We start from the raw sequence: 13,822 nt of genomic DNA, 5'->3' as shown, positions 1-13,822 counted from the left end.
CCGGCCACGTCCCGTGATGATCCGTTGTGGAGCTGTACCATGACCGCTGCTGCCTACCCGCACCTGCTGGCCCCGTTGGACCTGGGTTTTACCACCTTGCGCAACCGCACCCTGATGGGCTCGATGCACACCGGCCTGGAAGAAAAGCCCGGCGGCTTCGAACGCATGGCCGCCTATTTTGCCGAGCGCGCCCGTGGCGGCGTTGGCCTGATGGTCACCGGTGGCATCGGCCCGAACGATGAAGGCGGCGTGTATGCCGGTGCCGCCAAGCTGACCACCGACGCAGAAGCGCAAAAGCACAAGATCGTGACCCAGGCCGTGCACGAAGCCGGCGGCAAGATCTGCATGCAGATCCTCCACGCCGGGCGTTATGCCTACAGCCCCAAGCAGGTGGCACCGAGCGCGATCCAGGCGCCGATCAACCCGTTCAAGCCCAAGGAGCTGGACGAGGAGGGCATCGAGAAGCAGGTCCAGGACTTTGTCACCTGCTCGCTGCTGGCCCAGGTTGCCGAGTACGACGGCGTGGAAATCATGGGGTCCGAAGGCTACTTCATTAACCAGTTCCTCGCCGCCCACACCAACCATCGCACCGACCGTTGGGGTGGCAGCTACGAAAACCGCATGCGCCTGGCCGTGGACATCGTGCGCCGGGTGCGCGAAGCGGTAGGCCCGAACTTCATCATCATCTTCCGCCTGTCGATGCTCGACCTGGTGGAAGGCGGCAGCACCTGGGAAGAGATCGTGCAGCTGGCCAAGGCTATTGAAGGCGCCGGTGCAAGCATTATCAACACCGGTATCGGCTGGCACGAAGCGCGTATCCCCACCATCGCCACCAAGGTGCCGCGTGGCGCGTTCAGCAAGGTCACCGCCAAGCTGCGTGGCGCGGTGCAGATTCCGTTGATCACCACCAACCGCATCAATACCCCGGAAATTGCCGAGCAGATTCTGGCCGAAGGCGATGCGGACATGGTCTCGATGGCGCGGCCGTTCCTGGCCGACCCGGAATTCGTCAACAAGGCCGCGGCCGGCCGCGCGGATGAAATCAATACCTGCATCGGCTGCAACCAGGCCTGCCTGGACCACACCTTTGGCGGCAAACTGACCACCTGCCTGGTCAACCCGCGTGCCTGCTACGAGACCGAGCTGAACTACCTGCCGGTCAAGCAGATCAAGAAAATCGCGGTGGTCGGCGCCGGGCCAGCGGGGCTGGCGGCGGCCACCGTGGCGGCAGAGCGCGGCCACCAGGTGACCCTGTTCGATTCGGCCAGCGAGATCGGCGGCCAGTTCAATATCGCCAAGCGCGTGCCGGGCAAAGAGGAGTTCTTCGAAACCCTGCGTTACTTCAAGCGCAAATTGCAGACCACCCATGTTGAGCTGTGCCTCAACACCCGCGTGGATGTGGCGCAACTGGCGGCAGGCGGTTACGACGAGATCATCCTGGCCACCGGCATTGCGCCGCGCACCCCGGCGATTCCGGGTGTCGACAATGCCAAGGTGCTGAGCTACCTGGACGTGATTCTGCAGCGCAAGCCTGTGGGCAAGTGCGTGGCGGTGATCGGCGCCGGCGGTATCGGCTTCGACGTCTGCGAGTTCCTCGTGCACGCGGGCGTGTCCACCAGCCTGGACCGCGAAGCGTTCTGGAAAGAGTGGGGCATCGACACCCAGCTGCAAGCCCGTGGCGGTGTGGCCGGCATCAAACCGCAACCCCATGCACCGGCACGTGAAGTGTTCCTGCTGCAACGCAAGACTTCCAAGGTCGGCGACGGCCTGGGCAAGACCACCGGCTGGATCCACCGCACAGGCTTGAAGAACAAGCAGGTGCAGATGCTCAACAGTGTCGAGTACCTGAAGATTGATGACGAAGGCCTGCATATCCGAATCGGCGCCGAGGGCGAACCGCAGGTGCTGGCCGTCGACAATATCGTCATCTGCGCCGGGCAAGACCCACTGCGCGAACTGCAGGATGGGCTGGTCGCTGCCGGCCAGAACGTGCACCTGGTCGGCGGCGCCGATGTGGCAGCCGAGTTGGATGCCAAGCGCGCCATCAACCAGGGTTCGCGCCTGGCTGCCGAGTTGTAAAACGACCCAAGGGGCGGTGTTAGACTACCGCCCCTTTTTTCATGCAGATACCGCTCGATGGGCCCCTTCGACTGGCTTCCCCAGGCACCGCTTGAACCGTTGCAGCTCGACTGGCTGAACGGCGTCGAGTTGGCCGTGCTGCGCCTGGACCGCATCGACCCACTGATCAGCGGCAACAAGTGGTTCAAGCTCACCGAGCACCTGGCCCACGCGCAAGCCGCCGGCGCGCGCGGCATCATCAGCCTCGGTGGCGCCCACTCCAACCACTTGCACGCACTGGCGGCCGCCGGCAAACGCTTTGGTTTCGCCACCGTCGGCCTGTTGCGCGGCCATCCTCAAGACACGCCCACTGTGCTGGACCTCAAAGCCTTCGGCATGCAGCTGCATTGGCTGGGTTATGGCGGCTATCGCGCGCGGCATGAGCCGGGTTTTTGGTTGCAGTGGCGCGAACAGTACCCCGATCTGTATCCCGTGCCCGAAGGCGGCGGCGGGTTGGCGGGTGCCGTGGGTTGCGGGGTGTTGGTTGAGCACGTGCGGGCGCAATTGAGCCGTCGGGGCTGGGACGATTACCACGGGTGGTGGCTGGCGGCAGGGACGGGCACCACACTGGCCGGGTTGGCGCTGGCCGAGGCGGGCGCGCATCCGGTGTATGGCGCAATGGCCGTGCCGGATGATCATGGGGTTGCACAGAATGTGCAGGCGATTGTGCCGGGCGGTTATGAGCTGCTGGAGGCGAGCCGAGTGGGTTTTGCCAAGGTCGACCCGTTATTGCTCGACTTTATCCAAACCACTGAACAAGCCTGTGGCGTGCCGCTTGAACCGCTCTATACCGGCAAGGCACTCCTGGCGTTGAAACACCAGATCGAGGCCGGACGCTTCACCCCCGGCACCCGCCTGATCTTCGTACACACCGGCGGCCTGCAAGGCCGCCGAGGCTTTACCACTTAGCGTAAGCTCCCACCTGGCATCATTCGCAAAGCCGTATTATCGCGCAGGATGTAGTGATGGAAGATCCCCGCCAGCGCATGCAGCCCGATCAGCCAATAACCAATCTTGCCGAACAGCACATGCCAACTCTCAATCTCCTTGGCCAGTGCTTTGTTTTCCGCAATCAACGGCGGCAACTCAATCCCATAAAACATCACCGAATGCCCTTCGGCACTGACGATCAACCAGCCGGCAATCGGCATGCCGATCATCAACGCGTACAACGCAACGTGCATCAGTGTGGCCAACACCGTCTGCCATTGCGGCGGTGTGGGCACGATCTTCGGCGCAACCCCCAGGCTGCGGGCAAACAGGCGCAGCCACACCAGCACAAACACGGTAAGGCCGAACATAAAGTGCATTTCGACAATCAGGGTTCGCGCACCACTGCCTTTAGGGAACTGGCCGCGTAACTCTATGCAGGCGTAAACCACCGCCAGCAGCACCACCATCAACCAGTGCAGCGCAATCGACATGGTGCTGTAGCGGGTATCGGCGTTTTTCCACGGCATCGCTGTGTTCCTCACTCATCAGGGCATACCTCCATTCTTTCGCGATGGAGTCCTTTAACTGTATGCCGGTTTTGAGTGGTTCGCCTGGCGTAAATGCCGTTGTTTTGATTTCAATCAGTGGCTTTGCGGCATTTCACCGCGGGCCAGGCGCTGGTTGATATCGGTGATCACCGCCGGCAGGTCGTTGAGGGTGTCGATCAGGTAGTGCGGGCGCGAGCCTTCGAACAGCTTTTCGATGCGTGTGCGCTCACTGGCCAGGGCGGCAGCGTCCAGGTCACGAAATTGCGCGTAAGTCAGGCCCAGTGCATTGCCGGAGCAGGTCAGTGCCACGGTCCACATGCCGGCGCGACGGCCTTCGAGGATGCCCGGCACGGTGTCGTCGACCTTCACGCACGCCGCCACATCGTCAATGCCCAGCGCGATCACGTTGGCCAGCGCCTGGGCCGGCCAAGGGCGGCCGTTGGGCACTTCGTCGGTGGCGACCACGTGGTCGGCGATGTAGCCGTTGGTGGCGGCCAGGGCGACCACCTTGTCCATCACCTGCTTGGGGTAGCCGGAGCAGGAGCCGATCTTGATGCCTTGCACACGCAGGCGCGCGATAGTGTCGAGGGCGCCGGGGATCAGCGCCGAGTGCTCGGCGATTTTCTCGATCTGCAAGGGCATGAAGCGCTGGTAGATCGAGGTCACGTCGTCATCGGTCGGCGTGCGGCCGAAGGCCTTGCGGTAACGTTCGGCGACCTGCGGTTGGTCGCAGAGGGTGCGGATATGGTCCCACTTGCCCATGCCCATCGGGCCACGGGCTTCTTCGATGGAGACTTGCACGTCGAACTCGGCAAACGCCTCGACAAAGATTTGCGTGGGTGCGAAAGAGCCGAAGTCGACCACGGTGCCGGCCCAGTCGAGGATTACGGCCTGGAGGGTGTTGGGGTTTTGATAGTTCATGGTTCAAATCCTGTGGGTAATGGGGGCAATCAGATGTCCAGCACTTCCATTTCTTGCAGCACCTGGCCGATCGCCTCGACCGCCGCCTGCATGCCCTGCGCGTCAACGTGGCCGATGCAGCCGACGCGGAAGGTTTCTACCTGGGTCAATTTGCCGGGGTAGAGAATGAAACCCTTGGCCTTGACCCGTTCGTAGAAGTCCTTGAACTGGTAGCGCGGGTCTTTTGGCGCATGGAAGGTGACGATGATCGGCGCCTGGATGGCAGCTGGCAGGAAGCTGCGCAGGCCGAGTGCGGCCATGCCGTCGAGCAGCGTCTGGCAGTTGTCGGCGTAGCGTTGATGCCGTGCGGGCAGGCCGCCTTCTTCCTGGTATTGCAGCAAGGCTTCGTGCAGCGCGGCGACCACGTGGGTCGGCGGGGTGAAGCGCCATTGGCCGGTCTTGGCCATGTAGCTGTGCTGGTCGAACAGGTCCATCGCCAGGGAATGGCAGTTGCCCTGGGCGCCCGCCAGTGCCTGTTTGTCGGCGAAGACAAAGCCCATGCCCGGCACGCCTTCCAGGCATTTGCCCGAGGCGGCGATCAGCGCGTCAAACGGCACTGCGCGGGCGTCGATCGCCAGCGCGCCGAAGGAGCTCATGGCGTCGATGATCAGGCGTTTATCGTGCTGTTTAACCACCTGCGCGATGTCCGGCAGCGGGTTGAGAATGCCGGTGCTGGTTTCACAGTGGATCAACGCAACGTGAGTGATCGCCGGGTCGGCGTGCAGCAGGCGATCGACGTCGGCGGCGGTGGTGGGCTCGTCTTCAGCGGTTTCGAAGGTACTGAAATCGCGGCCGAGCACTTCGCAGATCTTCGCCAGGCGCTTGCCGTAGGCGCCGTTGATCAGCACCAGTACCTTGCCGTTACGCGGCACCAGGGTGCCGATGGCGGCTTCGACGGCGAAGGTGCCGCTGCCTTGCAGGGGCACGCAGTGGTGGCTGTCGGTGGCGTGCAGGATCGCCAGCAACTGTGTGCAGACGCTGGCGGTCAGTTGGTTGAAACGCTCATCCCATGACCCCCAATCCACCATCATTGCCTGACGGGTGCGGTTCGAAGTGGTCAAGGGGCCAGGGGTCAGCAGGATCGGCGCGGCAGTGCTCATCTCAAGTCCTCGCAAGGTCATTGGGGGGTGAAGCTACGGCGCCTAAATTGCAGTTTGGCTTGTCATCAATCAAATTGTTTGTTGTTATGCGAGCTATCAGTGAGGCCGATAGCTATGAATTTGTTTCAACTGCGTGCATTCGATGCCGTGGCCCGCGAGGGCAGCTTTACCCGAGCCGCCGCACGGTTGTTCATCAGTCAACCGGCGGTGACCGGGCATATCAAAGCCCTGGAAGAGCACTACCAGATCGCACTGTTGCGCCGCACGGCCCGGCGGGTGGCGTTGACCGAGGAAGGCACGCGCCTGGCGGCGATTACCCGGGCGATTTTCGGCCTGGTGGACGAGGCGCAGCTGCTGCTTGAAGCCAATCGACAGTTGCTCACTGGGCGCCTGGAAGTAGCGGCAGACGGCCCGCACCTGGTGATGCCGATGATCGCCAGCCTGCGTGCCCGTTACCCCGGCATCACCGTGAACCTGCGCCTGGGCAATGCCCAGGAAACCCTGGCGGCACTGCTCTCCGAGCACGCGGATGTGGCGGTGCTGACGGAGGTGGAACCGCGCAATGGCCTGCACCTGCAGCCGTTGAGTGAGTCGCGGATTTGCGCACTGGTCCCGGCCAGCCACCCGTGGGCGGCCTTGCCCAAGGGCATTCGTCTGGAACAGCTCAACGAGGTGATCATGGTGCTGCGCGAGCCCAGCTCCATCACGCGGCGTACTTTCGATGAGGCGTGTGCGGTCGCGGGTGTGCAGCCCAAGGTGCTGCTGGAACTGGACAGCCGCGAGGCGGTGACCGAGGCCGTGGCGGCCGAGTTGGGCGTGGGCGTGGTGTCGTCGATGGAGGTCAGCCAGGACCCGCGTGTGCAGGCGGTGGCGATTCAGGGTGATGGGTTGTTGAACCGGCATATGCTCGGCTGCTTGGAGCGGCGCCGCTCATTGCGACTGATTCAGGCGTTTTTTGAGTTGGCGTCTTGAGGTATCCGAGGCAACCCAATCTCCCTTTGTGGCGAGCAGGCTTGCCCTGCGTTGGGCTGCGCAGCGGCCCCAAAACCAGGCGCTGAGTTTTTTCAGGAAAAAACTGTGTCTTCACTGGGCCTGCTTCGCAGGCCAACGCAGGGCAAGCCTGCTCGCCACAATAGCTTGCAAATTCAACGCAAACTGTCCCGCACAATATCCAGAAACGTCGCCACCACCCGCCGCGAACTCTGCTCCTTGAGGCACACCAGTGTTTCCTTCATGCGCTGGCTGCAATCGCGGATCGGCATGGCATACACCCGCGAGTCGGCGCCGAGTTCCGCTGCCGACACCACGCCCACGCCAATCCCCACCACCACCGCCTCCCGCGCGGCTTCGCGGCCTTCGACCTGGATCGCCGGGCGAATGCGCAGCCCGGCCTGGCGCATTTCCTGCTCCAGGGTCTGGCGGGTGACCGAGCCGATTTCCCGCAGCACCAGCGGTGTGTCATCCAGGTCGGCCAGGCAGATGGATTCACGCCCGGCCCACGGGTGGTTGCGTGCCACAAAGGCGAGCAGCTGCTCATCGGGCAGCGGCAACGACAGCAGGCGTTCATCGTCGACATCGCGCCCCAGCAGGGCCAGGTCGGCCTGGTAGTTGTACAGGCGAAACAGCGACTCGTCGGTGTTGCCGGTTTCGATCTTCACGCTGATGCCTGGGTACAACTGGCAGAAGCGTGCGATCTGCGGCAACACATGCACGGGCGCGTCCACGGCCAGGGTGAGGGTGCCGGTGAGCAGGGCGCGGGAGTCTTGCAGCAGCTCTTCGGCTTCAGCCTCGATCACAAACAGGCGCTGGGTGATGCCGAGCAGGCGTTCGCCCAGGTCGGTAAGGCGCACGGCCCTTTTGTTGCGGTGAAACAGCAGCACGCCGAAACGTTCTTCGAGCTTGCGCACCTGATCGGAAATCGCCGGCTGCGTGAGGAACAGGCGTTCGGCGGCCTGAGTGAAACTGCCGTGTACGGCCACGGCGTGGAAGGCTTTGAGTTGGGCGTGGGAAACCGACATCGCAAATCCTCTTACAAGCTGAGCTTATAGTTGAAATACGATAAATCGATTTTACCTATTAGTCAGCCATTGCTTTGATACGCCCCAGTCGCCGAAGGTTGAGTCCTACAACCTCGGTGGCCATGGGTTCTGCCAAGCCGGACCCATCTGACCAATACCGCGCCCTCCAGGGCTTGGCATTGCAGTGCTCAACCATAAAAACAACAGGCATTTGCTTCTCGATCCTGCCGGCACACTCACCTGAGGTCAGAACCACCATGAATATCCAAACGGGTAGCATCAAGCGTTGGCGCGTGCAGATTTTTGCCATCACCTGGCTGGCGTACGCCGCGTTCTATTTCACTCGCAAAGCGTTTTCGGTGGCCAAGCTGGGCATCGTCGATGACCCCAGTTTTCCCCTCGATAAAATGATGATGGCCAACCTCGATGGCCTGTACCTGGCGGCCTATGCGGTGGGGCAGTTCACCTGGGGCATGCTCGCCGACCGCTTCGGGCCACGGGTGGTGGTGCTGGGCGGGTTGTTGATTTCCGCCGCGGCGGCGTTGGTGATGGGCACCTTTGCCACCTTGCCGATCTTTATCAGTTGCATGTTGATCCAGGGGCTGGCGCAGTCCACCGGCTGGTCGGGGCTGTGCAAGAACCTCGGCAGTTTCTTCCCGTCGCAGCAACGCGGGCGGGTGCTGGGGTTGTGGAGTTCGTGCTACGCCTTTGGTGGCCTGGTGGCATCGCCCTTCGCCGGCTGGTGGGCCTATACGCTGATCGGCACTTGGCATGCGGCGTTTATTTCCAGTGCCGCGGTGGTGGCGGTGGTGGCCGTGCTGTTCTTTATCTTCCAGCGCAATACACCGCAGGATGTCGGCTTGCCGGCGGTTGAGTCGGAGCCGGTCGTGGCGGGCGACGCACAGCGGGTCAGCGTGCTGGAACCGCTGCGCGCGATCCTGCGTAACCGCACGGTGCTGACCTTGGGCCTGGCGTACTTTCTGTTGAAACCGGCGCGTTACGCGATCCTGTTGTGGGGGCCGGTGATCGTTTATGAGCAAATGCCCTCGGTGGGCAAGGTCGGCGCGGCCATCGTGCCCACGGCGTTCGAGCTGGCCGGGCTGCTGGGGCCGATCATGATCGGGCTGGCGTCCGACAAACTTTTCGGCGCCCGGCGCATGCCGGCCTGTGTGCTCAGCCTGCTGGCGCTGACCGTGGCCCTGGCGTTGTTCATGGGCGCGCTGCACACCGGCAGCGTGATGCTGGTGATGGCCTTGCTGTTTGTGATGGGCCTGACCCTGTACGGGCCGGACTCGATGATTAGCAGCACGGCGGCCATCGACTTCGGCACCGCCAAGGCCGGCGCCACGGCGGCAGGCTTTGTGAACGGCTGCGGTTCGGTGGGGGCGATCCTTGGCGGCCTGTTGCCGGGCTACTTCGATACGGTCACGGTGTTTATCGTATTTGCCGGCGCGGCGTTGTTTTCTTCGCTGGTGCTGATGCCTTACTGGAACGCCAGACCCGCGGTGCTGGCCCAGGTCGGCGACTTTGTGCCAGAGCGTGACGTCACCATCAAACCCTTGCGCACCTGAGGCACCTGGCCGGTTTTTTGGTGGATTAGAGTGTTTTTGCGCTATAAACTCTGCCCCCAAAGCGCCGGCCAGTAGACGTTTCGGCGCGATGGACGAAAAGAGAGTGAGTCATGGGCGCACAGTGGAAAGTCAAACATAAAGAAGCGGCATCCAATGCCAAGGGCAAGATCTTCGGCAAGTTGGTGAAAGAAATCACCATCGCCGCCCGCAACGGCGCTGACACCGCGACCAACGCCCACCTGCGTTTGGTGGTCGAGCAGGCTAAAAAAGCCTCGATGCCTAAAGAAACCCTGGAACGCGCCATCAAGAAAGGCGCCGGTCTGCTCGGTGAAACCGTGCAGTACCACCGCGTGACCTACGAAGGTTTTGCCCCGCACCAGGTGCCGCTGATCGTCGAGTGCGTGACCGACAACATCAACCGTACCGTGGCGGAAATCCGCGTGGCGTTCCGTAAGGGCCAGCTTGGCGCTTCCGGTTCCGTAGCGTGGGACTTCAACCACGTCGGCCTGATCGAAGCCTCGCCGGACAGCCCGGACGCCGACCCGGAAATGGCCGCCATCGAAGCCGGCGCGCAGGATTTTGAAGACGGCGAAGAAGAAGGCAGCACCTTGTTCATCACCGAAACCACCGACCTCGACGCGGTGCAAAAAGCCCTGCCGGAGCAGGGGTTCACCGTGTTGTCGGCCAAGCTGGGCTACATCTCGAAGAACCCGGTAAGCGGTTTGACCGATGAGCAGATGGCTGAAGTCGAAGCCTTCCTGGAAGGGTTGGACAACCATGATGACGTGCAGGACATGTTTGTCGGGTTGGCTGGCTGATTTATAGCTGAATAAATGCCGGCAAAAAATGTGGGAGCGGGCTTGCTCGCTCCCACATAGTTTAGTGGTGTGGCAGCGATTGCAGCAGCGCGTCGATCTCTTCAAAGCTCGGTCGCGCTAACACATCGGGCTGGCAGCAGCTTTGTTGCAGCGCCACCAGCGCTTCACTGTCGAAGCCTTCGTCTACCCGCTCCAGCAACTCCCCCAGCAATATCCCGAACGCACGCACTTCAATGCGCCGCAAGGCCCTGGTTTCCAGGGTGTCCGCCGTCCCATGGAACGACGCCCCGCCAAAGTCCCCGAGCAGACAGTCACCCGCGGCATTCCACAGGATATTGTGGCCGTACAGGTCGCCGTGGGTGATGCCGTGCCGGTGCAGGTGCGCCGCCACCGAGGCGATGCCGCGCGCCATGCGCAAGGCCACTTCAGCGCTGAAGTGCGTACCCGGCGCGTAGATGTCGCGGGTGCATGACGCCAGGCTCGGCAAGGCTGCGAGGTTGCGGTAACTCGGGTCGATCAGGTCCATCACCAGGGCCGCCTGGTCTTCCGGGTGGCCGATCACGCGCCCCTCCACCTTGATCAGGTTCGGGTGCAGCCCGGCGGCGATGCAGGCCTGCATTTCATGCAGCGGCGAGCCATCGCTGGTGATTGTGCCTTTGTAGAGTTTGACCGCGACCGGCAATGCTTGCGGCTTCCACAGCGCCTTGCGGATGATCCCCGAAGCGCCTTCGCCCAACACTTCGCCCAGTTCCAGTTCAGACCAGGGGATATTCGGCGTTGCATCGTCGTTCGCCACTTCAACGGCCATTTCCACCGGGTTACCGGCATAGGCCAGCCAGGTCAGGCTCGGCAGCGTCAGCAGCCATGGCGGCAGTTGAGTGAAGCGGTTGGAGGCGATGCGCAGCAGTTCGAGGTTTTTGCAGTTGACCAGGCTAGGCGGCAGGTCCGTCAGGTGATTGCCGGCCAGCATCAGCTTTTGCAGCAGGGGCCGCTCGCCCAGCTCGCCGGGCAACTGGCTGATGCAGTTGTCGGTGAGGATCAGCCAGCGTAACTGTGGCGGCAATGCGGCGGCGGGTACATGGCTGATCTGGTTGGCCTTGAAGCCGATCATGCTCAGGTTGGCGCACTGACCCAGGCAGGCGGGCAGCTCAGTGAAGGCGTTGTCCGAGCAGAACAGCACGCGCAGGCGCGACAGCCGATGCAGGTCGTCGGGCAGGCGGCTCAAGGTGTTGCCGGTAAGGTTGAGGACTTCCAGGCTGTCGGCCAGCGCGAAGATTTCCGGCGGGAATTCGGTCAGCCCGCAAGACAGGTCCAGGCGTGTAATACCGGCCAATTGGCCAGCCTTGAGTTGGGCGAGGGTATTCATGAACGGCGCGGTCACTCGGCAAGATGGGCGTAAAAAGCGCTCATGATACCGGGTCGGGCGCGGGTTGCGGGCACACCGTGTGTAATTGGTTCAGCCGGCTGGCGGTGCGGGCAAGGTCGATGGCCTGGCCTTCCAGAGCGCGGGCCAAGGGGTGCGGGCCGATCAGGGTCAGGCGTTTGTCCTGGTCGTAGAGCACGTCCACCAGGTTGATAAAGCGCTGTTGCACGGCGATCGGGCAGTCGGCCAAGGGGGGCAGGCCGTCGACGATCCAGTGGTCGAAGTCCTCGCACAACAACAGGTAATCCATCACGGCGGTGAGCTGTTCACACAGGTCGTTGAAGGTGAACAGGATGCTGCGCGCCTGATGGCTGCGGCAGAGCAATTGGCGGTTGCCGACCTTCAGGGTTTGCGCCGGGCCAGGCGTGGCGGGCAGCCCGAGGGCTTCGCGCTGGGCGGCGTTACCCGGCCATACATACTGGCCGCCGGTGAAGCGCTGCTCGGCATGGGCCTGGGGCAAGCTGCGAAAATCCTCGGGGGAGCTGACTTCCAGCACCTGCATGCGCGTGGCGATCAAGTTGATCACCGGCTTGAAGCGCTCGTGGTACAGCGGGTTGGGCAGCAGGCCCTCGGGGGCGTAATTGGAGGTCACCAACAGCAGCACGCCACGCTGGAACAAGGCCTGGAACAAGCGGCTGATGAGCATGGCGTCGCCGATATCGTGGACGTGAAACTCGTCGAAACACAGCACTCGGCAATCGGCCAGCAGCGCGTCCAGCGTCACGCCCAAGGCGTCGTCCTGTTCACGGTGCTGAAACATGCCTTGGTGCAGGCGGGTGAAAAATGTGTGGAAGTGCACGCGCTGCTTTTGCGCAATCGGCAGCGCCTGGAAAAACCCATCGAGCAGCCAGCTTTTGCCACGCCCCACCGGGCCGTGCAGGTACAGGCTGCGCGTGGGCTGGCCGGCGAGCAGGTGCCGGGTCTCGCGGGCGAGGGCGGCAATCGCCCGGGTTTGGCCGGCGCTGAGGGTATAGCCCTGGTCTCGGGCCTTGTTTTCAAAGAACGCCGGGATAGGCGAGGCGCCCGCCAGCGCGGTTTTTTTGCCCAGCAGACGCTGAATCAGGGAAAGCACAGCCAATGCACGTCACTCTGTATTTCGGTGGTTGCCCACTTTAGGGCGCTCACGTCGATTTGACCAATACAGAACGGCGTCCCCCGCTATCCCGAAATGGCATGTTACGCCCGCCAACCGGCCCAGACTGGCAGTTTCGCCCTTTGTGGCTAACCTCTTACAGAGCAGTCACCCCTGTACAAGGATTTGGGGCAGTGAAGGGACGAGGCGTTTTGGCAGTCATGGGCACGATGCTCTGCAGCACGATTTACGCTGCGCAACTCCAGGTGGAGGTGCGCATCGACGTGCAGCGGGGCTGCCAGCTGGTGGGCACCACCCGCAGTGCGGGCATCGAGCAACTTGGTGTATTGGATTTCGGCAGCGGCCCGCGTCTGGATGACCCGGCCGGGCCGCTGAGTGCGGCGCTGATCAGCCAGCGCCAGCCGCGTCTGGAGTGCAACCCCGACACCCCTTACCAACTGCGCGTTGACGGCGGCCTGCATGGCGGCAACGGCGAAGTGCGCTACCTGAGTGCCGCAACCCCTTCGAGCAAACCGATTCCCTACCGTATTTATGCCGACGCTGCGCGGCGTATTGCCTTGCCGGTCAACGAGCCGCTGAGTGGGCGTGTGCCGGACTCCGGCAGTGTCGACCTGCCGCTGTATGGGCGCATTGAGCCGCTCAAGGAGATTCCGGCGGTGGGGCGCTACACCGATCTGCTCAAGGTCACCGTCACATGGTAAGCCGCAGTTGGGCCCTGGCGGCCATGGGCGGGCTGTTGCTGCTGGCCGATGACGCCCAGGCGGCCGTTGCCGGGCAGATCCACGCACGGCTGGTCATTACCGCCAGTTGCCAGGTGAGCAAAGACATCGAGAGCGCGCCGGTGAGCCCCGCAGGCGGCAGCGCGCTGCTGGATTTCGGCAGCCAGGGCCCGACGTGGAGCAACCCCTTGGGCGCGGGCGTTACCGATGGCAGCAAGGCGCCGCTGTCGGTGTCCTGCAACCCCTCGGTGGTCAGCAGCTTCACCGTGACCATCGACGGCGGTGCCCATGGTGACGGCACTACAAGGCGCCTGAGTAACGGGCGCCAGACCATTCCCTATCAACTCTCGGCTGATCCGCTCGGCCGGCGCAGCTACAGCATTGGCGAGCAACGTAATTTCGTCGTGACCAAGGGCACACAAGTACCGATCCCGGTATTCGGCTCGGTGGTGGCGAATACCAGGGCCTTACCGGCCGGCATCTACACAGACACCCTGACGGTGACTCTGGATTGGTAAACC

At 62.9% G+C, this 13,822-nt stretch carries 13 protein-coding genes; 7 read left to right on the top strand and 6 right to left on the bottom strand.

The genetic code is table 11. The features are described from left to right. The first annotated feature begins 39 nt into the window (after positions 1–39). Positions 40–2,079 (top strand): NADPH-dependent 2,4-dienoyl-CoA reductase, encoded by a 2,040-nt coding sequence (locus AOA59_RS09325; protein WP_099486999.1) that lies wholly within the window; start codon positions 40–42, stop codon positions 2,077–2,079. A gap of 57 nt (positions 2,080–2,136) precedes the next feature. Next, positions 2,137–3,027: a 1-aminocyclopropane-1-carboxylate deaminase/D-cysteine desulfhydrase gene (locus AOA59_RS09320; RefSeq protein ID WP_099486997.1), complete on the top strand. Its 891-nt coding sequence runs from the start codon at positions 2,137–2,139 to the stop codon at positions 3,025–3,027. Here the strand turns inward: AOA59_RS09320 and AOA59_RS09315 are convergent. From AOA59_RS09315 to AOA59_RS09305, 3 genes are all read right to left on the bottom strand, one after another. Beyond that, positions 3,024–3,578 (bottom strand): cytochrome b, encoded by a 555-nt coding sequence (locus AOA59_RS09315; RefSeq protein WP_099486996.1) that lies wholly within the window; start codon positions 3,576–3,578, stop codon positions 3,024–3,026. The two genes, AOA59_RS09320 and AOA59_RS09315, sit on opposite strands and share 4 nt — an antisense overlap. Before the next feature lie 114 nt (positions 3,579–3,692). Further along, positions 3,693–4,520: a phosphonoacetaldehyde hydrolase gene (gene phnX / locus AOA59_RS09310; RefSeq protein ID WP_099486994.1), complete on the bottom strand. Its 828-nt coding sequence runs from the start codon at positions 4,518–4,520 to the stop codon at positions 3,693–3,695. A gap of 29 nt (positions 4,521–4,549) precedes the next feature. Continuing rightward, complete coding sequence (locus AOA59_RS09305) at positions 4,550–5,659, bottom strand: 2-aminoethylphosphonate--pyruvate transaminase (RefSeq protein WP_069788286.1); 1,110 nt, start codon at positions 5,657–5,659, stop codon at positions 4,550–4,552. A gap of 114 nt (positions 5,660–5,773) precedes the next feature. On the opposite strand from AOA59_RS09305, the gene AOA59_RS09300 reads away from it, so the two are divergent. Next, positions 5,774–6,631 carry a LysR substrate-binding domain-containing protein gene (locus tag AOA59_RS09300; RefSeq protein WP_099486992.1) on the top strand — a complete coding sequence of 286 codons (858 nt, stop codon included), beginning with the start codon at positions 5,774–5,776 and terminating at the stop codon, positions 6,629–6,631. A gap of 173 nt (positions 6,632–6,804) precedes the next feature. Here AOA59_RS09300 and AOA59_RS09295 read toward each other — a convergent pair whose 3' ends face one another. Next, the gene (locus AOA59_RS09295; protein WP_056858458.1) at positions 6,805–7,677 is read right to left on the bottom strand and encodes a LysR substrate-binding domain-containing protein; all 873 of its coding nucleotides are present in this window, start codon (positions 7,675–7,677) and stop codon (positions 6,805–6,807) included. Positions 7,678–7,934: 257 nt separating this feature from the next. Between AOA59_RS09295 and AOA59_RS09285 the strand changes: the two genes are divergently transcribed. Both AOA59_RS09285 and AOA59_RS09280 read left to right on the top strand, forming a co-directional pair. Continuing rightward, positions 7,935–9,248, top strand: coding sequence for an MFS transporter (locus AOA59_RS09285; RefSeq protein ID WP_099486988.1), 1,314 nt, complete (start codon positions 7,935–7,937; stop codon positions 9,246–9,248). Between the two features lie 110 nt (positions 9,249–9,358). Then, entirely contained in the window at positions 9,359–10,066 is a 708-nt protein-coding gene (locus AOA59_RS09280; RefSeq protein WP_056858461.1) for a YebC/PmpR family DNA-binding transcriptional regulator, read from the top strand. Between the two features lie 61 nt (positions 10,067–10,127). On the opposite strand, the gene AOA59_RS09275 is transcribed toward AOA59_RS09280, so the two are convergent. Then, positions 10,128–11,432: a leucine-rich repeat-containing protein kinase family protein gene (locus AOA59_RS09275; RefSeq protein ID WP_099487019.1), complete on the bottom strand. Its 1,305-nt coding sequence runs from the start codon at positions 11,430–11,432 to the stop codon at positions 10,128–10,130. A 40-nt stretch (positions 11,433–11,472) separates the two neighbouring features. Further along, positions 11,473–12,567 carry a cell division protein ZapE gene (gene zapE, locus AOA59_RS09270; protein WP_099486987.1) on the bottom strand — a complete coding sequence of 365 codons (1,095 nt, stop codon included), beginning with the start codon at positions 12,565–12,567 and terminating at the stop codon, positions 11,473–11,475. Positions 12,568–12,791: 224 nt separating this feature from the next. Between zapE and AOA59_RS09265 the strand changes: the two genes are divergently transcribed. Together AOA59_RS09265 and AOA59_RS09260 are read left to right on the top strand one after the other, a co-directional pair. Next, positions 12,792–13,283 (top strand): spore coat U domain-containing protein, encoded by a 492-nt coding sequence (locus AOA59_RS09265; protein ID WP_178076254.1) that lies wholly within the window; start codon positions 12,792–12,794, stop codon positions 13,281–13,283. Beyond that, positions 13,277–13,819, top strand: coding sequence for a spore coat U domain-containing protein (locus AOA59_RS09260; RefSeq protein ID WP_099486983.1), 543 nt, complete (start codon positions 13,277–13,279; stop codon positions 13,817–13,819). The genes AOA59_RS09265 and AOA59_RS09260 overlap by 7 nt, the downstream gene beginning before the upstream one ends. The last annotated feature ends 3 nt before the right edge of the window (positions 13,820–13,822 follow it).

Source organism: Pseudomonas sp. 2822-15, from assembly GCF_002742515.1.
In the GTDB taxonomy this organism is placed as follows: domain Bacteria; phylum Pseudomonadota; class Gammaproteobacteria; order Pseudomonadales; family Pseudomonadaceae; genus Aquipseudomonas; species Aquipseudomonas salomonii.
This window is presented reverse-complemented; position numbering and strand designations above follow the sequence as displayed.